At 61.8% G+C, this 20,836-nt stretch carries 20 protein-coding genes; 11 read left to right on the top strand and 9 right to left on the bottom strand.

All coding sequences use genetic code 11. From position 1 onward, the window contains the following. Positions 1-4: 4 nt before the first annotated feature. From kefC to AB4Z20_RS09060, 4 genes are all read right to left on the bottom strand, one after another. Positions 5-1,831 carry a glutathione-regulated potassium-efflux system protein KefC gene (kefC, locus tag AB4Z20_RS09075; RefSeq protein WP_253476155.1) on the bottom strand — a complete coding sequence of 609 codons (1,827 nt, stop codon included), beginning with the start codon at positions 1,829-1,831 and terminating at the stop codon, positions 5-7. Position 1,832: 1 nt separating this feature from the next. Then, positions 1,833-2,354 (bottom strand): glutathione-regulated potassium-efflux system oxidoreductase KefF, encoded by a 522-nt coding sequence (gene kefF, locus AB4Z20_RS09070; RefSeq protein ID WP_253476153.1) that lies wholly within the window; start codon positions 2,352-2,354, stop codon positions 1,833-1,835. Between the two features lie 309 nt (positions 2,355-2,663). Then, positions 2,664-4,010: a sensor histidine kinase gene (locus AB4Z20_RS09065; RefSeq protein ID WP_442089761.1), complete on the bottom strand. Its 1,347-nt coding sequence runs from the start codon at positions 4,008-4,010 to the stop codon at positions 2,664-2,666. Beyond that, the gene (locus AB4Z20_RS09060; protein ID WP_253476149.1) at positions 4,007-4,717 is read right to left on the bottom strand and encodes a response regulator; all 711 of its coding nucleotides are present in this window, start codon (positions 4,715-4,717) and stop codon (positions 4,007-4,009) included. Before AB4Z20_RS09060 ends, AB4Z20_RS09065 begins: the two co-directional genes overlap by 4 nt. Positions 4,718-5,097: 380 nt before the next feature. Here AB4Z20_RS09060 and AB4Z20_RS09055 point away from each other — a divergent pair, with 380 nt between their 5' ends. The 4 genes from AB4Z20_RS09055 (at position 5,098) to AB4Z20_RS09040 (ending at position 8,119) form a co-directional block, all read left to right on the top strand. Beyond that, on the top strand, positions 5,098-5,886 hold the full coding sequence (locus AB4Z20_RS09055) for an MlaA family lipoprotein (protein ID WP_442089760.1): 789 nt from the start codon (positions 5,098-5,100) through the stop codon (positions 5,884-5,886). After that, positions 5,879-6,115, top strand: coding sequence for a hypothetical protein (locus tag AB4Z20_RS09050; protein ID WP_253476145.1), 237 nt, complete (start codon positions 5,879-5,881; stop codon positions 6,113-6,115). The genes AB4Z20_RS09055 and AB4Z20_RS09050 overlap by 8 nt, the downstream gene beginning before the upstream one ends. A 153-nt stretch (positions 6,116-6,268) precedes the next feature. Further along, a complete protein-coding gene (locus AB4Z20_RS09045; RefSeq protein WP_442089759.1) occupies positions 6,269-7,570 on the top strand; it encodes an Nramp family divalent metal transporter in 1,302 nt (433 codons plus the stop codon). A gap of 69 nt (positions 7,571-7,639) precedes the next feature. After that, positions 7,640-8,119 carry a VOC family protein gene (locus tag AB4Z20_RS09040; protein ID WP_253476141.1) on the top strand — a complete coding sequence of 160 codons (480 nt, stop codon included), beginning with the start codon at positions 7,640-7,642 and terminating at the stop codon, positions 8,117-8,119. 217 nt (positions 8,120-8,336) lie between these two features. Here AB4Z20_RS09040 and AB4Z20_RS09035 read toward each other — a convergent pair whose 3' ends face one another. Further along, complete coding sequence (locus tag AB4Z20_RS09035; RefSeq protein ID WP_253476139.1) at positions 8,337-8,738, bottom strand: RidA family protein; 402 nt, start codon at positions 8,736-8,738, stop codon at positions 8,337-8,339. A gap of 132 nt (positions 8,739-8,870) precedes the next feature. Here AB4Z20_RS09035 and AB4Z20_RS09030 point away from each other — a divergent pair, with 132 nt between their 5' ends. The 3 genes from AB4Z20_RS09030 (at position 8,871) to AB4Z20_RS09020 (ending at position 10,998) form a co-directional block, all read left to right on the top strand. After that, positions 8,871-9,800, top strand: coding sequence for a LysR family transcriptional regulator (locus AB4Z20_RS09030; protein WP_253476137.1), 930 nt, complete (start codon positions 8,871-8,873; stop codon positions 9,798-9,800). Further along, positions 9,797-10,531 carry a CPBP family intramembrane glutamic endopeptidase gene (locus tag AB4Z20_RS09025; protein ID WP_253476135.1) on the top strand — a complete coding sequence of 245 codons (735 nt, stop codon included), beginning with the start codon at positions 9,797-9,799 and terminating at the stop codon, positions 10,529-10,531. The genes AB4Z20_RS09030 and AB4Z20_RS09025 overlap by 4 nt, the downstream gene beginning before the upstream one ends. A 74-nt stretch (positions 10,532-10,605) precedes the next feature. After that, entirely contained in the window at positions 10,606-10,998 is a 393-nt protein-coding gene (locus AB4Z20_RS09020) for a GFA family protein (RefSeq protein ID WP_442089758.1), read from the top strand. Positions 10,999-11,003: 5 nt separating this feature from the next. On the opposite strand, the gene AB4Z20_RS09015 is transcribed toward AB4Z20_RS09020, so the two are convergent. The 4 genes from AB4Z20_RS09015 to AB4Z20_RS09000 all read right to left on the bottom strand — a co-directional run bounded on the left by AB4Z20_RS09015 (position 11,004) and on the right by AB4Z20_RS09000 (position 15,535). Then, positions 11,004-12,452: an aldehyde dehydrogenase family protein gene (locus AB4Z20_RS09015; protein ID WP_442089757.1), complete on the bottom strand. Its 1,449-nt coding sequence runs from the start codon at positions 12,450-12,452 to the stop codon at positions 11,004-11,006. A 204-nt stretch (positions 12,453-12,656) separates the two neighbouring features. After that, complete coding sequence (locus AB4Z20_RS09010) at positions 12,657-13,838, bottom strand: NAD(P)/FAD-dependent oxidoreductase (RefSeq protein WP_258688721.1); 1,182 nt, start codon at positions 13,836-13,838, stop codon at positions 12,657-12,659. A gap of 166 nt (positions 13,839-14,004) precedes the next feature. Then, positions 14,005-14,409 (bottom strand): RidA family protein, encoded by a 405-nt coding sequence (locus AB4Z20_RS09005; protein ID WP_258688720.1) that lies wholly within the window; start codon positions 14,407-14,409, stop codon positions 14,005-14,007. Further along, positions 14,399-15,535 carry a DSD1 family PLP-dependent enzyme gene (locus AB4Z20_RS09000; protein ID WP_442089756.1) on the bottom strand — a complete coding sequence of 379 codons (1,137 nt, stop codon included), beginning with the start codon at positions 15,533-15,535 and terminating at the stop codon, positions 14,399-14,401. Before AB4Z20_RS09000 ends, AB4Z20_RS09005 begins: the two co-directional genes overlap by 11 nt. A gap of 95 nt (positions 15,536-15,630) precedes the next feature. Here AB4Z20_RS09000 and AB4Z20_RS08995 point away from each other — a divergent pair, with 95 nt between their 5' ends. The 4 genes from AB4Z20_RS08995 to AB4Z20_RS08980 all read left to right on the top strand — a co-directional run bounded on the left by AB4Z20_RS08995 (position 15,631) and on the right by AB4Z20_RS08980 (position 20,813). Then, positions 15,631-16,515 carry a LysR family transcriptional regulator gene (locus AB4Z20_RS08995; RefSeq protein WP_442089755.1) on the top strand — a complete coding sequence of 295 codons (885 nt, stop codon included), beginning with the start codon at positions 15,631-15,633 and terminating at the stop codon, positions 16,513-16,515. 589 nt (positions 16,516-17,104) lie between these two features. After that, positions 17,105-17,773 carry a haloacid dehalogenase type II gene (locus tag AB4Z20_RS08990; RefSeq protein ID WP_003203206.1) on the top strand — a complete coding sequence of 223 codons (669 nt, stop codon included), beginning with the start codon at positions 17,105-17,107 and terminating at the stop codon, positions 17,771-17,773. A 36-nt stretch (positions 17,774-17,809) separates the two neighbouring features. Next, entirely contained in the window at positions 17,810-19,084 is a 1,275-nt protein-coding gene (locus AB4Z20_RS08985) for an NAD(P)/FAD-dependent oxidoreductase (protein ID WP_442089754.1), read from the top strand. A gap of 85 nt (positions 19,085-19,169) precedes the next feature. Beyond that, positions 19,170-20,813: an ABC transporter substrate-binding protein gene (locus AB4Z20_RS08980; RefSeq protein ID WP_442089753.1), complete on the top strand. Its 1,644-nt coding sequence runs from the start codon at positions 19,170-19,172 to the stop codon at positions 20,811-20,813. The last annotated feature ends 23 nt before the right edge of the window (positions 20,814-20,836 follow it).

The following is a 20,836-nucleotide window of genomic DNA, read 5'->3' as shown; positions in this document are numbered from 1 at the left end:
CCGGTCAACCGGGCGTCTTTTCCGTTTCGTTGCGATGGTGTTCCTGCCAGTTGTCGACGGGGCGGGCACGGTCTTCGTTGAACATGTCCGTGAGCAGCGCATTGGCGCGCCGGTAGGCATCGTGGCGGAACTTGAGGTCATCTTCCGGCTGGGCGACGATTTCCTCCAGCATCTTGAGGTTCAGCCGGCGGAACTGATCCGCCCGCTCGCGCGCTTCGTAAGCCCCGACGCCCATGTGTTCCAGCGCACTGCGACCCAATGACAGCGCACTCTCGAAGGTTTCCCGTTCAGCCGCCTCCACGCCCATCTGCCGAAGGGTGATGAGGTGCCCCATGTCCCGCGCCCGCACGATCAACTGCAACGCGGGGAAGTGCTCCTGGGCCAGCCGGGTCAGCGCCAGGTTGTCTTCCCGATCGTCGATCGCATTGATCAGCACCACCGCTTGGGCCGCGCCGGCTGCGTGCAGCAGATCGAGGCGCGTGGCATCGCCATAAAAGACTTTCACGCCGAATTTACGCAGCGTCTCGATGTTGTCCGGGTCGTGATCCAATACCACCACCTCGACGCCGCAAGACATCAACAGCCGTCCGGCGATCTGCCCGAAACGCCCGAACCCGGCGATGATCACCCGTGGATTCTGCTGGTCGACGAGGTCGGATTCGCGTTTGTTTTTCTTGGCGACGGACTCGAACCGATCCAGCAACACGATCAGCAAGGGCGTCAGGCACATGGACAGGGCCACCGCCAGGGTCAGGCTCTTGCCCCATTGATCGGTCAAGATGCCGGCCACGGTCGCCGCGCCAAACACCACGAAGGCGAATTCGCTGCCCTGGCCCAGCAACACCGCCTGCCAGGAGCGCTGACCGGCGGGGACGTTGAGGAACCGGCCTGCCATCTTGATCACCAGCAGCTTGATCAGGATGAAACCCAGGGTCAGGGTGATGACTTTCAGCGGTGCGTTGATCAGGGTGCCGAAATCAATCGACATGCCGACACCGATGAAGAACAGACCCAACAGCAGGCCTTTGAACGGTTCAATGTCGCTTTCCAGCGCATGGCGGTATTCGGAGCTGGCCAGCAGGACCCCGGCGAGGAACGCGCCCATGGCCATCGACAAGCCGGCTTCTTCCAACAGGAAGCCGAAGCCGAACACCAGGAAAAGTGCGACGGCACTGAAAATCTCGCGCAAGCCTGACCGCGCTGCGAAGCGCAGCAGCGGTCGCGTCACGTAGCGTCCCAACAGCACGACGATGGCGATGGCGGCGACGATTTTGCCAATCGATAGCAACAGCGCCGTGCCCGAAGGCGTGTCGCCGTGGGCCGACAACAACGGAATCATCGCCACCAGCGGAATCGCCGCGATGTCCTGGAACAGCAGCACGGCAAAGCTGCTGCGGCCGACGGCGGTGGCGGTCAGGTTGCGTTCGCTCATGGCCTGCATGGCGATGGCCGTGGAGGACAGGCTCAGGGTCAGGCCGACCAGCAGCGCTGCCGTCCAGTTCAGGCCAAGGGCCGTGCAGAACAAGCCAATGGCAGCGCCACAGGCGAGCATCTGCAGGGCACCGCCACCGAACACCATCTTGCGCAGGGCCCAGAGCCGCTTGGGGTCGAGCTCAAGGCCGATGATGAACAGCATCAGCACCACGCCGATTTCAGCGAATTCCAGAATGGCCTTCACATCGGTAATCAGCTTCAGCCCCCATGGGCCGATGATGCACCCGGCCAGCAGGTAACCCAACACCGGGCCCAGGCCAAACCGAACGGCAATCGGCACGATCAACGTCGCCGAGGCCAGGTAGATCAGCATTTCAATCAGGCTGTGCGTCTCCATTTCAATCTTCCTTCCAGGCGGCCAGGCGAGCGCCATAGTGTTCGATTTGTGCGTGTTGGGCCTCAGGGTCGGCGGCATAGGCGCCATGCACGACCACCGGTTCCAGCCAGCGCATGCCGCAGTAAATGGCCGTGGCGTGGAGAGGTTGGGCCAGCGCCGAAAAATCGGGGTAGTCGCCGATCGCAAAATGCGCGTGATCGCCACCGGTGGTGACAGCCCACAACAAGCGCTTGCCTTTGAGGGCGACGGCGTCTTTACCGTAGGCCCAGCCGTGGGTGAACACCTTATCGATCCACAGTTTCAACAGGGGCGGCGTGCTGTACCAGTACATCGGGTGCTGGAGGACGACCAGCTCTGCTTGTTCCACCGCTCGCTGTTCCGCCTCGACGTCGATATCGAAGTTGGGGTAAAGATCATAGAGCGAACGCATGACCACGTCCGGGTTGGTCGACACTCGCTTGAGCATCTGCTGGTTGACCCGCGATTTGTCGGGGTAGGGGTGCGCATAAATGATAAGAATCATCGGTGAATTCCTTGGTTTGGCTCCGTCGATTCCTGTCTGTCGAGGAAGCTTGCTCCCGCTAGGGGGCGCTGTAGGAGCTGCCGAGCGAAGCGAGGCTGCGATCTTTCCCCAGGCACTTGAATCTCAAGCGAAAGATCAAAAGATCGCAGCCTCGCTTCGCTCGGCAGCTCCTACAATGCGCGAACGATGGCATTGAGTCGGGCGATACAAACAAGAGCGCCTTCCTGGGGGCAGGGTCCAGGTCGCAAAGGCCGGACATCCTACCGAGGAAGGCGCTGATTGTTTAGAGCTGATCGATACATCGAGGCTTCAGTCAAGCGGCAGCGAGACCCTGGCCTCCAACCCGCCACCGCGTCGATTCCTCAGGGTCAGCGTGCCGCCATGTTCCAGCACCGTCGCCCGGGCCGCCGACAGGCCCAGCCCGACGCCGCCGGTGTGCTTGTTGCGAGAGCCTTCGATGCGAAAGAACGGCGTGAAGACCTGCTCAAGGTGTTGCGCGGCGATGCCGGGTCCGCGATCCAGAATGCAAATGTCCACACGATTGGCGTCGGCCTCGAGTCGAACAGTGGGCGCGCCGCCATATTTGATCGCGTTGTCGATCAGGTTGACCAAGGCGCGCTTGATGCCAATGGGACGTCCGACATAAACCAAGCGCTGGGCACCTTCGAACTCGACCTCGGTGCCGGCGTCCTTGAGGTCATCGACGATGGTGTGCAGCAACTCAGCCAGGTCGAACGCGGTGGCGTGTTCAAGGCGGGCATCGTCGCGGAAGAACTCCAGGGCTGAGTTGACCATCACCTGCATTTCGTCCACGTCCCTGAACAAGCGCGATTGTTGTTCGGCATCCTCGATGAACTCCCCGCGCAGGCGCATGCGGGTGAGCGGCCCGCGCAAGTCATGGGAGATGGCGGCGAGCATCTGCGTGCGGTCCTGTAGAAAATGCTTGAGCTGGGCCTGCATGGCATTGAAAGCGAGGATCGCCTGGCGGATTTCGTGGGGGCCGATGACCGGAATCGGTGGCGCCTGGTGGTCGACGCCGAAGCGCCGGGCGCCTTCGGCAAAACGTTCCAGCGGGGCGGCCAGGTGCCGTGTGGCGATCAGCGCGACGATCAACGTCGAGAGCAGGATCAGGGCGATGATGATCCCGTTGCGCGCCCATTCCTCCAGCCCCCAACTGCGCGAGGGCACAGAGAAAATTACCCACGAATGGTCGGCCAATTCGATGATCGCCGCGTAGCGTGCGTCGGGTTGATCGGCTGGCCAATCGTTCGGTTCGTAGGCTTCGATCCTGGCGTCCGGCCGGCCCAACTGCTGGCGCAGTAACACCGAACCTTCACTGAACTCCGGCTTGTCGATCACCGGCAACCGCGCGTCTTCATGCCGTTGCAGCCATTGTGCGTTGAATGCCTGGTCGCTGGCGGCCTTGGCAATCGCGGGGCGTTGTTCGGGGGCGACAGAGTCAATGATGCGGGTGATGGCGGTGGCCTTTTCCATCAGGCCGGTTTCCATCAGGGGAGGGCGCGCCCAGGCACCGGCCAGCAGGCTGAACAGCTCATTGAGGGCCAACAAGGTCAGCATGGCGATCATGGTGGTCAGGGCGATCCAGCGCGCTACCGTGTCCCGTGGGCGCTGAGCGCGCGAGCGCGAGGGTTTCATCGCTTCACCACGTGTGGGCTGAACAGGTAGCCGCTGTTGCGCACGGTACGGATCATCGACGTACCGGTGATGTCGGTCTCCAACTTGCGCCGCAGGCGGCTGACCTGGACATCGATGCTGCGGTCAAACGCTTCGAAGGTTTCGCCGCGGGCCAGGTCCAGCAACTGCTGGCGCGTCAGCACCCGGCGCGAGTGTTCGGCGAACACCAGCAGCAGTTCGAACTCTCCGGCCGACAACGGGATCATGACCTTGTCCGGTGAGCGCAGTTCGCGCCGGGTAACGTCCAGTTGCCAGTTCTCGAACTCCAGGATTGGTCGGGAGGCGTCGTTCAGCGTGTCCCTGGCTTCACCGGTGCGCCGCAGCACGGCACGCACCCGGGCCAACAGCTCCCGGGCGTCGAAGGGCTTGGTCAGGTAATCGTCCGCCCCCAGCTCCAGGCCGACGACGCGATCACTCAATTCGCCCATGGCGGTGAGCATGATGATGCCGACCGTGTGCTCGGCCCGCAGTCGCTGGCAGAGCACCAGGCCGTTGTCGCCCGGCAGCATGACGTCGAGGATGATGAGGTCCGGCACCCGCCGTTCCACCGCCTGCCACAAGGCGTTGCCGTCGGCGGCGACATCCACGCTGTAGCCATGTTGTTCGAGGAACTTGCGCAAGAGGGCGAGGACTTCGAGGTCATCGTCCACCAGTAATAAATGGCTCACGGTGGGCACGCAGGGTAATGAATACAGGAGGCGATACTAGGGTCAATCCAGGGCCTGCGTCATATATTTCAATCCGGCAATAAAGTTGCGCTCGGGCAATATTCTGGAAATCTGCGGGCAAAAAAACGGCGGCAGGATGGCCCTCGATGTCAGTCAGTTGAAAACGAGTCAGCCCTGCACAAAACCTGTGGCGAGGGGATTTCTGTGGGAGCAAAGCTTGCTCGCGAAACAGGCGCCTCGATATTTGAAAGTTCGCGTCGCCTGCATCGCGGGCAAGCCTTGCTCCCACAGCAAGCGTCCTCCTCTTCACAAGAGCTGTGTCCGGCACCGTTTCGTTAGCTGATCGGTATCGCCTCCATTCCTCGCCGAGATCACCCTGTATGCCGATCACCAAACCCGCCCCGTTGTTTGTTCGATCCACCGTCGTGGTTGTACTGGCGGCACTCGCCAGCGGTTGCTCCAGCACGCCGGCGGCAACGCCGGGGTCGTGTGAAAGCGCGGCCTATACCGTTCACGATCCCGCACAACCGGTCAATCGTGGCATCTTCGCCTTCAACCGAACCGTGGATGACTACGCGCTGGCCCCAGTGGCCCGTGGTTATCTCAAGTTGCCGGAGATGTTCCAGGCTGGCGTCCACAACTTCGTGGCGAACTTCGGTGAGCCCAAGGTGTTCATCAACGACCTGCTGCAAGGCAATGCCCAGCGTTCGGTCAACACACTGGGGCGGTTCGTCATCAACACCACGGCGGGCATCGTCGGGCTGATCGACGTCTCGGGCAAGCTGGGCATCGAGCGCCACAAGGCCGATTTCGGCCAGACCTTCGGCGTCTGGAACGTCGCCCCCGGACCTATCGTGGAACTGCCGTTGCTGGGCAGCGCCAACCTGAGGGACGCGACGGGCAAAGTGCTGAGTTTTGCCGTCGACCCGTTCGGCGACAACAGCAGCACCGTCGACACCCTGGGTACGATCAACACCGTCGGCGGCGTTGTCGATGGCCGTGCCGAGGCATTGCCACTGACCGACCAGTTGCAGACCCAAGCGGATTACTACGCGGCGCTACGCGATGCAACGGCGCAGCAGCGTGCTGATTTTGTCGCGCAAGGGAAGTTGGGGGCGGTGGTGCAGGACCATCCGCAATGCCAGGACGGAGCCGCTGCTGATGAGTAGCGAGGTGTTGGTCCTGCATCGGCGAATGCGCTCGTTCGAGCCGGATGTATTGCACTGTCGTGAAGTTGAATTGCGCTTGGCCGAGGACGGTCGCCATGTGCTGCTCAACCGTTATGTCGAGTTGTATCGCCATGAGCACGTCAGTTGGTGCGCCATCCAGCAGCATCGGGTGCCGTTGGCGCGGATGGTGCGCTGGATGGTCGATAACGGCGAACAGGTGAGGGGTTAGTGGCAATTTGCTCCTGGACTACAACGGCATCTTGAGAGCGGATGCCATGAAACATTTCTACATAATTACGCATTAATAATGGTTGTACGACGTCGTATCTAATATGTTCGACTGTGGCCGTTTCTCACAAAAAAAATAACGGAGATTCCATCCATGACGAGCATTCCTTCCGCTGAAGGCCAGGCTGCGGCGTCCACGCAAGGCCGTTTCGTACGCCTGCTCAAGCTTCTCGGCCCCGGCATCATCGCGGTCCTTTCCTGGCTGGGTGCCGGCGATTTGATCACTTCATCCGTGGCCGGCGCGAATTATGGCTACGCGATGATGTGGGTACTGGCGGTCTCTCTGCTGCTGCGTTACCTGATCGTCAACATCATCGCGCGCTTCCAGCTCTGCAATAACCAGGGCATGACCATCCTGCAAGGTTATGCCCAGCTCAATCCGTTTTTCGCCTGGTTCCTGTTGGTGTATGCGTTGCTCATGGGGCACCTGATGAACGCCTACATGATCAAGGGGGCTGGCGAAGCCTTGGCCATGTTGCTCAAGGTCGACTATCCATTGCTGTGTTCGGTGGCAGTGGTGTTGGCGGTGTGGATGCTCGTCGGGCGCAATATCTATTCGATGATCGAAGGCGTGATGAAAGGGCTGCTGGCGATCATGACGCTGGCGTTCCTGGCCCTGGCGGTGATGTCCGGCCCGGATGTCGCCGGCATCGTCAGAGGCACCATCGGCTTCAGTATCCCGCCCGATGAAGGGGTGCACGGCGCGTTGCTGGTGGCCGTCTCGGTGATCGGTGCGGTGGCCGGTTCCATCGCCAACTTCGTTCATCCGTATGTCATGCGCCAGAAGGGCTGGGTGGGGCCAGAACACAAGCGTATCCAGCGTAACGACCTGCTGTTTGCGGTGTTTGTCGGGATCATCATCAACCTGGCCATCTGGATCGTCGGTGCGGAAATCCTGCGACCCAACGGTATCGAGGTCAAAACCCTGGGCGATTTGGGCAAGGCCCTGGAAATATTCTTCGGTTCGATCGGTTGGTACGTGTTCTTTATCGGTGTGTTTGCCACGCTGTTCGCCAGCATCTCCGGCAAGACCACGGCGTTTCCGATGCTCATCACCGACGCCTTCCAGCACGTACGGCCCGAGCGCCGGGAGCGTTACGGCAAAGAGTTCCACCGTGACCCGATGCACAAATGGTTCATGCTGTTCATCCTCGTGACACCATTGATCTGGTCGCTCCCGGGCATGCCGGACTTCGTCACGTTGACCATCGGCGTCAATGCGCTGAACATCATCGGCTTGCCGGTGATTTCCCTGGGCCTGCTGATCATGTCCAACCAGAAGTCCCTGCTGGGCAAGGAAAACCGCAATAACCTGTTCGAGAACATCGCGTTGATGTTTGCCACAGGCCTGGCATTGTGGGTTGCGTTCCAGTTGGGGGTTGATCTGTTCACCTGAGGGCCGGTCATCTGTAACTTTCGGAGGGGCTGCTAGACTTTATCGTCCAGTCCCTTTCGGAGAACCGGAATGAACAATAAAAACAGGATCTGCCTCTGGTACGACGGCAACGCCCAGGAAGCGGCGGAGTTCTACGCAAAAACCTTTCCTGACAGTGCGGTGAGCGCTATTCATCATGCCCCGGGCGATTATCCGTCGGGCAAGCAGGGCGACGTGATCACCGTGGAATTCACGGTGATCGGCATCCCTTGCGTCGGCCTCAACGGCGGGTCGGCGTTCAAGCACAGCGAGGCTTTTTCATTTCAGATCGCAACTGAAGACCAGGCCGAAACAGACCGTTTGTGGAACGCGATCATCGACAACGGCGGCGAGGCGAGCGTCTGCGGCTGGTGCAAGGACAAGTGGGGGTTGTCGTGGCAGATCAGTCCTCGCGTGTTGCTTGAAGCGGTCGCCAGTGCCGACAAAGCCGCCGCCAAGCGTGCCTTCGAGGCCATGATGACGATGACCAAGATCGACATTGCCGCGATTGAGGCCGCGGTAAAAGGCTAGCCGGCGAATCACCACCATCATTCCCCTGTGGGAGCGAGCTTGCTCGCGATGACGGCGGCACAGCCACATTGATGCAAGCTGATCCGGCGCCATCGCGAGCAAGCTCGCTCCCACATTTGATTTGTGGTGACTTCGAATTCCCGACCAGCACAGGTCCCCCTGTGGGAGCGAGCCTGCTCGCGATGGCGGCGGCACAGCCACATTGATGCAAGCTGACCTATAGGGTGGTTTCAGGCAACTTGGCAATCACCTTGATCTCGAACTGAAACCCATACAGCCATGTCACGCCCACCGCCGTCAGCGTCGGATGCGGTGCGTTGCCCCAGAACTCGGGCACGACGCTCCAGACCCGTTCGAAGATCGATTCGGGGTCGACCATGAACACCGTGACGTCCACCACATCATCAAAACTGCAATCGGCGGCAGCAAGAATCGCCTTCAGGTTGTTGAACGCCAGCCGAACCTGAGCTTCCAGGTCGGGCTCTGGCGAACCGTTTTCGGTGCTACCAACCTGTCCCGAGACGAACAGAAAACCATTGGACCGAATCGCCGGCGAATAGCGATTGCGCTCATAGAGTGCCTGGCGTCCAGGCGGGAAAACCACGTCGCGCTGTGTCATGAGTACCTCCATCAAAGAGTGGGTTCCAAACGATGAACTCACTCTAGGGGCTTGTGTCCTGGCGATAAACGAGCAACCTTGGCGATCACTGTTTGTAGAATCCAAACAATCGGATCGACAGCCGAGGCACAAATGGATCGTTTTGATGCGATGCAAGCGTTCGTTCGAGTCGTGGAGGCGGGCAGCTTCACCAAGGCGGCTGAAACCCTGCACATGAGCAAGACCACCGTGACCCAACTGGTGCAGCAGCTCGAAGCACGGTTGCGGGTCAAACTGCTCAACCGCACCACGCGCAAGGTCAACGTCACCGCCGACGGCGCGGTTTATTACGAGCGGGTGATCCGGCTGCTGGCCGACATGGACGATGCCGAGACCAGCGTGTCCGGCGCCCAGGCGTTACCTCGCGGGCGACTGCGGGTGGACGTGCCGAGCCCGCTGGCTTCGATGATCCTGATACCGGCCTTGCCAACGTTCTACGCGCGATACCCGGACATCCAGATCGACATGGGCGTCAGTGATCGCATCGTCGACATGCTCGATGAAAACGTCGATTGCGTGGTGCGCGGCGGTGAGTTGAGGGATCAGTCGCTGGTCGCCCGACGCGTTGGCGATCTCGCCCTCGGCGTTTTCGCCGCCCCGAGTTACCTGGCACGATTTGGCCTGCCCGCGCATCCGCGAGAATTGGAAGGCTCGCACCACCGCACCGTGGGTTTCCTGTGGGCCCGCACCGGCAAATCCTTGCCCTACGCCATGCGCCGTGACGGTGAGCTGCTTCACGTCAAAGGGCGCTACGCGCTGGCCATCGACGACGGCAACGCCTACCTCGCGGCCGGTTTGGCTGGGCTGGGCGTGCTCTGGCTGCCCAAGTACATGTCCAGGCCTCATGAGGCGCAGGGCGGGTTGGTGCCGCTGTTCGAAGACTGGCACCTCGAGCCGATGCCGCTGTATGTGGCCTATCCCCCGAACCGGCACATCAGCGCCAAGTTGCGGGTGTTCATCGATTGGGTCGTGGAACTGATGGCGCAACATGCGCCGGTTGACGCCAAGGGAAGAGCGCAATGATCGCCGAAGGACTGGTTGTACTGCTGGACTACACCCTGTATCTGCTGCCGGGCCTGGCACTCTTCGGCCTCTGGTTCGCGTTGACGCCCAAGACCCAGACAGCGTTGCGTATCGTGATTGTGCTATTGGCATTCGTGTTGATGCGCGACGCCATGACGCCCTTGCACATGTGGTCCCTGAACGGCGATCTGCAGATTGGTTTTCTGGCCAACCCGTTCGTGCTGGCGATGTTGGGTGTTTCGTCGCTGCTGTTGGTCGCGTTGAGCGCGCGCCTGTTGCCAGACTTGTGGCAACTGGTGGTGCTATTCAAAGGCAATCGACTGGTTGGCCTGGTCCTGGGCATCGCCGTGGGCTGCCTGATCGGTTTGCCGTTGCGGCTTTATCAAGGGGCTGAAACGGTGATTCCAGGTTATTGGCCCTGGCTACTCGGCATGGCGGTGCTGGCCTATGGCGCTAACGCGCTGGAAGAAGTGCTGTTTCGTGGCTTCTTGCAGGGTTACCTCGAACTGCATGTCAGCGCCCTGCGAGCAGCGCTGATCAGTGCCGTGGCGTTTTCTGCGTTGCATGCTTTTCTCGCCTTGAGCGTTACCCAACTCGGTTGGCCCGTGTTGCTGTTTACGCTGATAGAGGGCCTGGCCTGCGGGCTCATTTGTATGCGCTACGGCGTCGTGGCATCGACCGCTACCCATGGGACGGCGATATTGCTGATTGCGGTGCCGATGGTGGGTTGAATGAGTTAAACCAGAAACAGGTAGAAGCGGTCGAAGGTTGTATCTCGATCGCTCAACGACAGAGGAGCCCCACCATGGACCGATTCACCGGCGGATGCCTGTGCGGCAACGTTCGTATCCAAGCCTCAGGCCGTCCGTATCGCGTAGGCCTCTGTCACTGCCTCGACTGTCGCAAACATCACGGCGCGCTCTTCTACGCTGCCGCCGTGTTTCCTCAGGATGCCGTGACGATCGAAGGTGAAGCACGGGACTACGCCGGACGCTTTTTCTGTCCCCGCTGCGGCTCGTCGCTGTTCGCCCGCTCGGGTGACGAAATAGAAGTGCACCTCGGCACGCTGGACGCCCCCGATCAACTGATGCCCACCTACGAAAGCTGGACCGTGCGCCGTGAGGCCTGGCTGCCGGCGTTTCCGTTCACTCGACATTACGCGCACGATCGCGAGGGCACCGGGCGGACCGAGGAGTAGGGCGGTCATTCGAAGCCGACAATCGCCTTGATCTCCAGATACTCCTCAAACCCGTGAACCCCATACTCACGGCCATTGCCCGAACGCTTGTAGCCACCGAACGGTGCCATCGGGTTCCACGCCGGGTAGTTCAGCAGCACTTGCCCTGCGCGGATACGCGACGCAACGGCGCGCGCAAGCTCAAGGTCCTGGCCCTGGACATGCGCGCCCAGCCCATAGACGGTGTCGTTGGCGATGGCGACGGCTTCATCCACCGTGTCATAGGCAATGATGCACAGCACCGGGCCGAAGATTTCTTCCTGGGCGATGCGCATGGCGCTGTCGACCTGCGAGAAAACCGTGGGGCGGGTGTAGAAGCCTTGTTCAAGGCCCTCCGGGCGCCCTGGGCCACCGCAGACAAGCTTGGCACCTTCATTCATGCCCACTTCGATCATGGCTTGCACGCGATTGAACTGGGCCTCGTTGGCGATGGGACCGAGCACGGTTGCTTCCAATTGTGGATCGCCCACGATGATCGCGTTGGCGGTGGCGGCAGCCAATGCCTCGACTTCCGCCAGGCGGTTCCTTGGCACGATCATTCGGGTCGGTGCGCTGCACGATTGGCCGACATTGCGAAATGCCGACATCACGCCCGGCGGCACGGCCTTGGCGAAGTCGGCGTCGGGCAACAGCACGTTCGGGGACTTGCCGCCCAACTCTTGGGTAACGCGCTTGACCGTAGGGGCGGCGGCCTGGGCCACCAGTGCGCCGGCGCGGTTCGAGCCGGTGATGGAGATCAGGTCGATGTCGGGATGCGCCGCCATGGCCGCGCCGACCTCGGCACCGCTGCCGTTCACCAGGTTGAAGACGCCGGCAGGCAGGCCTGCGTCATGCACCAATTGTGCGAAGAGAAGAGCGCTCAGGGGCGACAGTTCGCTGGGTTTCAACACCACCGTGCAACCGGCGGCAATCGCCGGGGCGACTTTGGCGGTGATTTGATACAGCGGCCAGTTCCACGGCGTAATGAGGCCGCACACGCCAATGGGTTCGCGTTGAATGGCCGTGCCATGCTCAATCTTCTGGAAGGTGTAAGTGGACAGCACATCGCGGGCCACCCGAACGTGTTCGGCGGCGAGCGGCACTTGCATGGCCCGTGCGAAGCCGATGGCCGCGCCCATCTCCAGCGAGAGCGCCTGGGCCAGTTCTTCTTTGCGTTCAAGGATCAGCGCATGGATCTTTCCCAGGATCGCCACGCGTGCTTCCACCGGGGTCGCCGACCAGTCGGGAAATGCTGCGCGAGCCGCGGCGACGGCGCGGTCAACGTCTTCGCCGGACCCTCGGGCGACCTCGGCAATGACTTGCTCGGTGGCGGGATTGACCACGGGCAGCGTGGCCGGGTATGCCGGAGACTGCCAGTCACCGTTGATATAGAACTGCTGGGACGTAGGCGGGGTGTTCAAAAAAGGGGTGGTCATCCAACGGGCTCCCATAGAGCGGTGATAGCACTGCCGGCGACAGATCCTGAAGCCGTTATCTTCTCGATAAACTAACAAAGCGGCCCGGATGGGATATGCCGTTCTCAAGCCTGGCAAAGAAGAATCTGCTGTATCTGCCGGGTTAACTTCGCGAAAAAAGTGGCAGCATCCGTCCAGGGCAAAAAGGACGCCCAGTCGCTTGTATCAAATGAGTCTGCCAGTGCCAGGCGTGCTCATCTGAGGCATTGTCAGGGCGGTCGGTTCGGTAAACCTGCGAATATCAAAAGGGCTGATCAGGGTGCCAGTGCTGCCGGTGCTGATCAGCTCGGCCATGACGTCGCCGACGCCGGGGCCGAGCTGGAAGCCATGCCCGCAGAACCCAAAGGCATAGAACAAGCCCTTGACCTTGCCGCTTGGGCCCATGATCGGCAGCGAGTCTGGCGTATAGCTTTCGATGCCGCTCCACACCCGGATGATGTTGAGGTTCGCCACCCCGGGCAGCAGGCGGCTCATCTGCTGCATCTGGTTGAGCAGGCTCTCGGGCTTGAAGTAGGCGCGACGGTTGATCATGTCCGGTTTGCAGCGGTTGCCGCCGCCGATGATGAGGTTGCCTCGGGGGATCTGCCGGAAATAAATCACCTCTTCCTTTATCTTGGTGAACACGCCGATCACGGTCGGCAAGGCGTAGGGCACAGGTTCGGTGACCGACATCTGTGGGCCATTGGCTTCCAACGGTACCGCTTCGTCGAATTGTTCGGACAGCTTCGCCCCCCACGCCCCCGCCGTGATCAGCAGTTGCTCTGCAATGAATAGCTGGCCGTCGGTGGTGGTCACGTGGAATTGGTCATTCACCTTTTGTACCGCGGCGACCTCTGTTCGCTCGCGGATGCTGGCCCCGGCCCGTGTCGCCGCGCGGGCAAATGCCGGGGCGGCCAGGCGTGGGTTGGCGTGGCCGTCGTGAGGGGCGTACGAGCCGCCCTTGACCTGCGCGCCGAGGAACGGGAAACGTGCGTGCAACGCCTTGCCGGTGATGATTTGCAAGTCCAATTCGCGGGCTTCGGGGGCGGCGGCGTAGGCTTCAAGCTCGGCGATTTCGTCCTCGCGATAACAGACGCGCATATGGCCGCTGGGGATGAACTCCAGGTCATCGCCGATCAACTCGGGGAGCCGTTTCCACAACCCGTACGAGCGATTCGACAACTCCAGTTGGCCGAGGAATCGCCCTTGGCGCCGCACGTTGCCGAAATTCACGCCACTGGCGTATTGGCCGATCAGGTCGCGTTCCAGCAGGGTCACCGAGTGCCCACGCTGGCGCAGGAAAAACGCCGACGCCGACCCCATGATGCCGCCGCCGATAATCAAGACGTCGCTTTTTTCTGGCTTCATGATATTCCCTCGAAAATCCTCGACAGCGGTTCAATTGCAATACAAGACCTGGCCCAACCCCCCCTGTGGCGAGGGAGCTTGCTCCCGCTGGGTCGCGCAGCGGCCCCAAAAAAGCGCTGAGCGCTTCGCACTCAAGCGGGAGCAAGCTCCCTCGCCACAGGTTTATCTATACCGTTGGGAAGGGGCGCGCACGGGCCAGCGCTTCGATTTCGATCAGGTACCCATGGTGCAAGGCCGGGACGGGCACCACCGCGCGCGCAGGCCGGTGTTCGCCGAGATAGCGGGCGTAGATCCGGTCGAAAGCCGGCCAGTGTTCGATGCCGGCGACATAGACCGTCACTTTCAACAGGTCGCTGGGGCTGCGGCCCGCCGCGCCGAGAATCGCCATCAGGTTGTCCAGGACGATGGCGGCTTGCACTTCGAACGGTTGGTCGACGCTGTGGCTGCCATCGGCGCGTACCGGCAGTTGCCCGGACACGTACAAGACGCCCTGGTGCAAGACCGCCTGGGCGTAATGTCCACCCGCAGCGGCCGCCTGGGTTGTGTGAATCAACTCGATTTCACCAGCCATGCAGACGACTCCAGGTGTGCACCGCGCCCGAGGCATCGCAGGCGCGGTAATCAGGGAATTGCGCACCGGTGGCGCAGGCGTGGTTGGGCAGGATGCGCAGGCGACTGCCGATGGGAAACCGCTCGGTGATATCGATGTCCCCGGGGCTGGAAAGGGTGACGATGCCGTGCTCCTGGTTGGCGCTGGAGAGCAGGGCGCCCTCGATCCAGTCGCCGGCTTCGCTGCACACTTGCCCATAGCCGAAATCCCGCTGCTGGCGCTGTGTACCCCGATCACGACTCATGGCCATCCAGCCGGCATCGGTGATGATCCAGCCTTTGTCCGGCTGATGGCCGATCACGGTGGTCAGCACGCTCAGGGCCAGCTCATCCGCCTGGCAAACACCGATGTTGTGCATCACCAGGTCGAAGAACACATAGACGCCGGCGCGCACTTCAGTGACGCCTTCCAGGCTTTGCGCCGAAAGTGCCGTGGGTGTGGAGCCGATGCTGACCTCGGGGCAGGCCAGCCCGTCTGCACGGATGCGTTGGGCGGCGCTGACGCAGAGATGGCGTTCTTGTTCGGCCAAGGCTTGCAGCGCTTGGGGTGTGTCGAGCTCGTAGCTGGACCCGGCGTGGGTCATGACGCCGCAAAGCTGCATGTCGCCTTCGCTGAGTCGCCGGGCGATGTCGACAAGTGCATCGTCTTCAACGCGCACGCCGGAGCGATGACCATCGCAATCGATCTCGATCCAGACCTCGAAACGTTCGTCGTGCTGCCTGCCGAAATCGACGATGGCCTGCGTCGCCGCCAGGCTGTCGGTCAAGATGCTCAAGCGACAGCCCTTGCGCCGCAGCGTCAGGGCCTGGGCCAGTTTGCCGGGCGCCATGGACACGGCATAAAAGATGTCGCGGATGCCGGCGGCGAAGCAATGCTCGGCTTCCTTGAGGGTCGACACGGTGATGGCGCTGGCGCCTGCTGCAAGCTGCGCCTGAACCACCGGCAGGCATTTGCTGGTCTTGATGTGCGGGCGCAAACGCACCCCCAAGGCGTCCATGCGGTGTTGCATGCGTTGGATATTGCGCTGCATCCGCGGTACATCGATGAGCGCGACCGGGGTATCGAGGGAAGCAATTGAGACTGGCATGAACGAGGCTCGCGGGTGAAAGACAGGCTCGACTCTACTCAGTCATCGTAAAGCCGTGGTTCAATGCGCTGTCATCAATCATTAAGTTGAACTGAATGATCAGCCTCGAAGACCTGCGCATGGCCGTGACGCTGGCACGCTGCGAATCGTTGAGCGCAGCTGCCAGGGCCCTCAATGTCTCGCCACCGGCGCTGTCCATGCGCTTGCGCAAATTGGAGACACTCCTGGGCCTGACCTTGGCCAATCGCGACGCCCGGCGGCTGAGCCTGACCGCCGACGGCGAGCGTTTCTCGCGCCAGAGTGCGCTGTTGCTGGAACAGCTGGAAGCGCTTCCCGAATCGTTCAGGCAGCAAGACGATCAACTGGCAGGCACCCTCAGGCTGGCGGCACCGTTCGGCTATGGACGTCAACGCCTCGCGCCGCTGCTGGCCCGTTTTGCCAGGTTGCATCCGCAGCTGTGCCTGCATCTGGATCTACGGGAAACGCCCTGGCCTGACCGTCATGACAGCGATGCGGTGATTCACATCGGTCACCTGAGCGACAGCCAGTGGGTCGCCCGGCCCCTCACGCAAAATGACCGATGGCTGTGCGCGAGTCCCGCTTACCTGGAGCAGAACGGCACACCGCTAGCGCCGGAGCAACTCGCCGAGCATCGCTGCATCTGTATTCGTGAAAACGATGAAGATGTCACCCTGTGGCACCTGCGCAATGCGCACGGGCGCAAGACCCTGCGGATCAAGCCTGCGTTGTTGAGCAACGATGGCAGCGTGGCCCGACGCTGGGCCGAACAGGGCCTGGGGCTGGTGCTGCGCTCGCAATGGGACGTCAGCAAAGCCATCGCCGACGGCCGCCTGGTACGGGTGCTCGCCGATTGGCAATTCGACAGCGCCCCAATCAACCTCCTGGTGCCCTCGCGCAAACTGCGTAGCGCGCGGGTGCAGGCGTTGGTGGGTTTCCTGGAGGCCGAACTGAAGGTCTGAATGGGCCACTGCTCCTACCGACCCACCGCCATCGCGAGCAAGCTCGCTCCCACAATGGATCGGCGGCGTTCCTCGGACCTGTGTCCACCACCAACCCTCCTGTGGGAGCGAGCTTGCTCGCGATGACGCCAGCCCATTCACCACACCTGCAAGCAGACCCACCGCTTTCGCGAGCAAGCTCGCTCCCACAATGGATCGGCGGCGTTCCTTGAACCTGTGTCCACCACCACCCCCCTGTGGGAGCGAGCCTGCTCGCGATGACGCCAGCCCATTCACCGCGGATGCTGAAGCTGCTGCGCCAAGCGTAGATTCTGCCGAAAACAACTCTTTGCAGAGCCGTTTGGCGCACCATAACTGCCCGCAAACCCAAAGAAACACGGCGCGACGCCCGCGCCTGGAGCATCCCGCAAAGTCTGCTGAGCGAGCCCCGCAAAACGGTGGTTTGTACCAAGCGGCCGGTATTTTTAACGATTTATCCACGGTCTCATGGTGTTGTAATGAAAACGTGATGCAGCGTTGCACCGATGCCTCACGAAAGGCGCCATCGTTCGCCTCGTCGAGCCTTCAACAACAATCCAGGACCGCACTCATGAGCTTTCTTCGACCCAAGTACATCACCTTCGACTGCTACGGCACGTTGACCAATTTCCAGATGGGCACCATGACCCGCGAGCTGTTCGCCGACCGTGTCGATGCCGGGCAGATGGACCAGTTCGTCAAGGATTTCTCCGCTTATCGCCTGGACCAGGTGATGGGGGACTGGCGGCCCTATGATGAAATCATCAAGACCTCCCTGATGCGGGTCTGCAAGCGTTGGGGCGTCGAATATCGTGGCGAAGGCCAGCTCTATTACGACGCCGTGCCAACCTGGGGCCCCCACGCCGATGTACCGGCGGGCCTGTCGAAAATCGCCGACAAGATCCCCCTGGTGATTTTTTCCAACGCGATGGACGAGCAGATCATGTCCAACGTCGACAAGCTCGGCGCACCTTTCCATAAAGTCTTCACGGCCCAGCAGGCCCAGGCCTACAAGCCGCGCCTGGCCGCCTTCGAATTCATGCTCGATAACCTTGGCTGCGGACCGGAAGACGTCCTGCATGTGTCGTCGAGCTTCCGCTACGACCTGATGTCGGCCCACGACATGAAGATCAAGCACAAAGCCTTCGTCGCCCGCGGTCATGAACACCCGGCCAACGCTGCCTTTGGCTACCACCAGATCCCGGACATCGGCGGGTTGCCCGCGCTGGTCGGGCTCTGAGTCTCGACGCACGCATGCAGGCGAAAGGGGTTAGACATGGGCAGTGAGTCCTATTGGCTCGACACCGCACCGGCGTTCACCGGTGCTCAGCTCGGCGGATTGCCCGGGCAGGTCGATGTCGCCATCGTCGGTGGCGGCTTCACCGGTCTGGCGGCGGCGCGGGCCCTGGCCTTGAAGGGGGCCAGCGTGGCGGTGCTGGAAGCGGGCAGGGTGATTGGCGAGGCGTCAGGGCGCAACGGCGGGCATTGCAGTACCGGCGTGGCCCAGGACTACGCGGCGCTCACCGCCAGCCTCGGCGCCGACAAGGCTCGGGCGTATTACCAAGCCTATGAAAGCGCCGTGCAGAGCGTCGTGACGCTGGTGGAGCAAGAGCAGATTGCTTGCGACCTCAAGCGCAACGGCAAGCTCAAGCTGGCTGCCAAGCCGATGCACTACGAAGGGTTGGCGCGTACCTGTGAATTGATCCGCAAGGAAGTCGATGCCGAGGTCGAGCTGCTCTCGGCCCAGGAGACGCGGGAGGAAGTCAATTCGGCGCAGTTTCACGGTGGCCTGCTGCAGCGCAATGGCGTGCAGATGCATGTCGGGCGTTTCGGCGTCGGCCTGGCGCAAGCGGCCGCCCGTCACGGTGCGTTGATCTTCCAGGGCGTGGCGGTGCAAGACTGGAAGGCCAGTGCCGGCGGTTATCGAGTCAACACCAGCAAAGGGGCGCTGCAAGCCTCGCAGATCCTGCTGGCGACCGGTACCTGTCAGCAGGGTGGCCTGGGCTGGTATCGGCGGCGGATCGTGCCGGTGGGCAGTTTCGTGATCGCCACCGAGGTCCTGCCCCAGGCGCTGATCGACAGCTTGCTGCCGGCCCGGCGCTCCTATGTCACCAGCCGCATGATCGGTAACTACTTTCGCCTGACCCCGGACAACCGCCTGCTGTTTGGCGGCCGTGCGCGGTTCGCCATGTCCGACAGCGTGTCCGACGCCAAGAGCGGCAAGGTGCTGCAAGCGGCGATGGTGCAGATGTTCCCGCAATTGGCGAACACTCGGATCGACTATTGCTGGGGCGGCCTGGTGGACATGACCTCCGATCGCCTGCCCCGGGCCGGCCAGCATGGCGGGGTTTATCACTCCATGGGCTACAGCGGCCACGGCGTGCAGATGTCGGTGCACATGGGGCAGGTGATGGCCGAGGTCATGGCCGGCAAGGTCGAGGCCAACCCTTGGCGCGAACTGGACTGGCCGGCCATTCCCGGGCACTTCGGCAAGCCTTGGTTTTTGCCGCTGGTCGGCGCGTATTACCGCTTGCAGGACTACCTGCACTGAGTTTCACCGCGTTGTTTGGCGTTTCAACCACGTTGCGTTAACGCACGTAATCGAGCCCTATCATTTTCCGAAAGGTAGAACTGACATGAGTGACACTAAAAACGGCATCAAAGACCAGTTGATCACCGGTACAGAAAGTCTGCGTGTTTTCGAAGGGCTCAACCGCGGCATGTCGCGCCGCCATGCATTGCAGATGCTCGGGCTGGCCGGGGTGGCCGCGGCGGGTGCCGGCAGCCTGTTCGGCGCCGCCGGCAAGCTGCTTGCCGATGAGTCGGCAACCCCCGGCAAAGGCAAGCCCGGCGGGCGTATCCGGGTCGCCGGTATCTCCAGTTCCACCGCCGATACCCTGGACCCGGCCAAAGGCTCATCGTCCACGGACTACGTGCGTCACTACATGTTCTACAACGGCCTGACGCGTTTCGACAGCCACATGGTGCCGCAACTGGAACTGGCCGAACGCATGGACACCACCGACGCCACGCTCTGGGTGATTACCCTGCGCAAGGAAGTGACCTTCCACAACGGCAAGGGCCTCACCGCCGCCGACGTGGTGTTTTCCCTGATGCGTCACAAAGACCCGATCACCGGTTCCAAGGTCTTGCCGCTGGCCGAGCAGTTTGCCGAGGTCAAGGCCACCGGCACCCATGAAGTGCAGATCCGCCTGAGCGGCCCGAATGCCGAGCTGCCGTCGATCCTTGCCGTGTCCCACCTGTTGATCGTCCCCGAGGGCACCAGCGACTTCAACCAGGGCATCGGCACCGGTCCGTTCAAGGTCAAGGAATTCAAGCCTGGGGTGCGTTCCATCGGTGCGCGCAATACCAACTACTGGAAGCCTGGCCTGCCGTACCTGGACGAAATCGAATTCATCGGCATCGGTGACGAGCCGTCACGGGTCAACGCGTTGCTGTCGGGCGACGTGCAGATCATCAACGAGGTCAACCCGCGCTCGACCACGCGCATCAAGGACAGCACCACCCATCGCGTGGTGGACTCGCCGTCGGGCAACTACACCGACCTGATCATTCGCCAGGACCAGATGCCCGGCCAGAGCCCGGAGTTCACCGAGGCGATGAAACTGCTGCTGGACCGCGAACAGGTCAAGTCGGCGATCTTCCGTGGGTTTGCCAGGGTCGGTAACGACCACCCGATTGCACCCGGCTCCCGTTTCTACAACGCCGACCTGCCGCAACGGACCTACGATCCGGAGAAGGCTCGTTTCCTGCTGAAGAAGGCCGGCATGGAAAGCATCAGCATGCCGGTGATGTGCTCGCCAGCCGCCACCGGTTCGGTCGACGTTGCCGTGCTGCTGCAGCAATCGGCCAAGGAGGCCGGGCTCAAGCTCAACGTCAATCGGCTGCCGAGCGACGGCTACTGGTCCAACCACTGGGCCAAGCACCCGCTGAGCTTCGGCAACATCAACCCGCGGCCTAACGCCGACATGTTGTTCTCGCAGTTCTTCCAGTCCACGGCACCGTGGAACGAATCCGGCTGGAAAAACCCGCAGTTCGACCAGTTGCTGATCCAGGCTCGCGGTGAAACCGATGAGGCCAAGCGCGGGCAGATGTATGCCGACATGCAGACCCTGGTGCATGACCACAGCGGCATCGGCATCCCGGTGTTCATCAGCAACATCGATGGCGTCGACCAACGCGTCAAAGGTTATGGCACCAACCCGCTGGGCGGTTTCATGGGCTATATGTTCGCTGAGCAAGTCTGGCTTGACGCTTGATGCGTGTGGTCTGGCGGCGTGAC

This window comes from Pseudomonas sp. KB_12, from assembly GCF_052114545.1.
GTDB lineage: Bacteria > Pseudomonadota > Gammaproteobacteria > Pseudomonadales > Pseudomonadaceae > Aquipseudomonas > Aquipseudomonas brassicacearum.
Note: the sequence above shows the minus strand (reverse complement) of the source record. Positions and strands in the feature narration are given on the sequence as shown.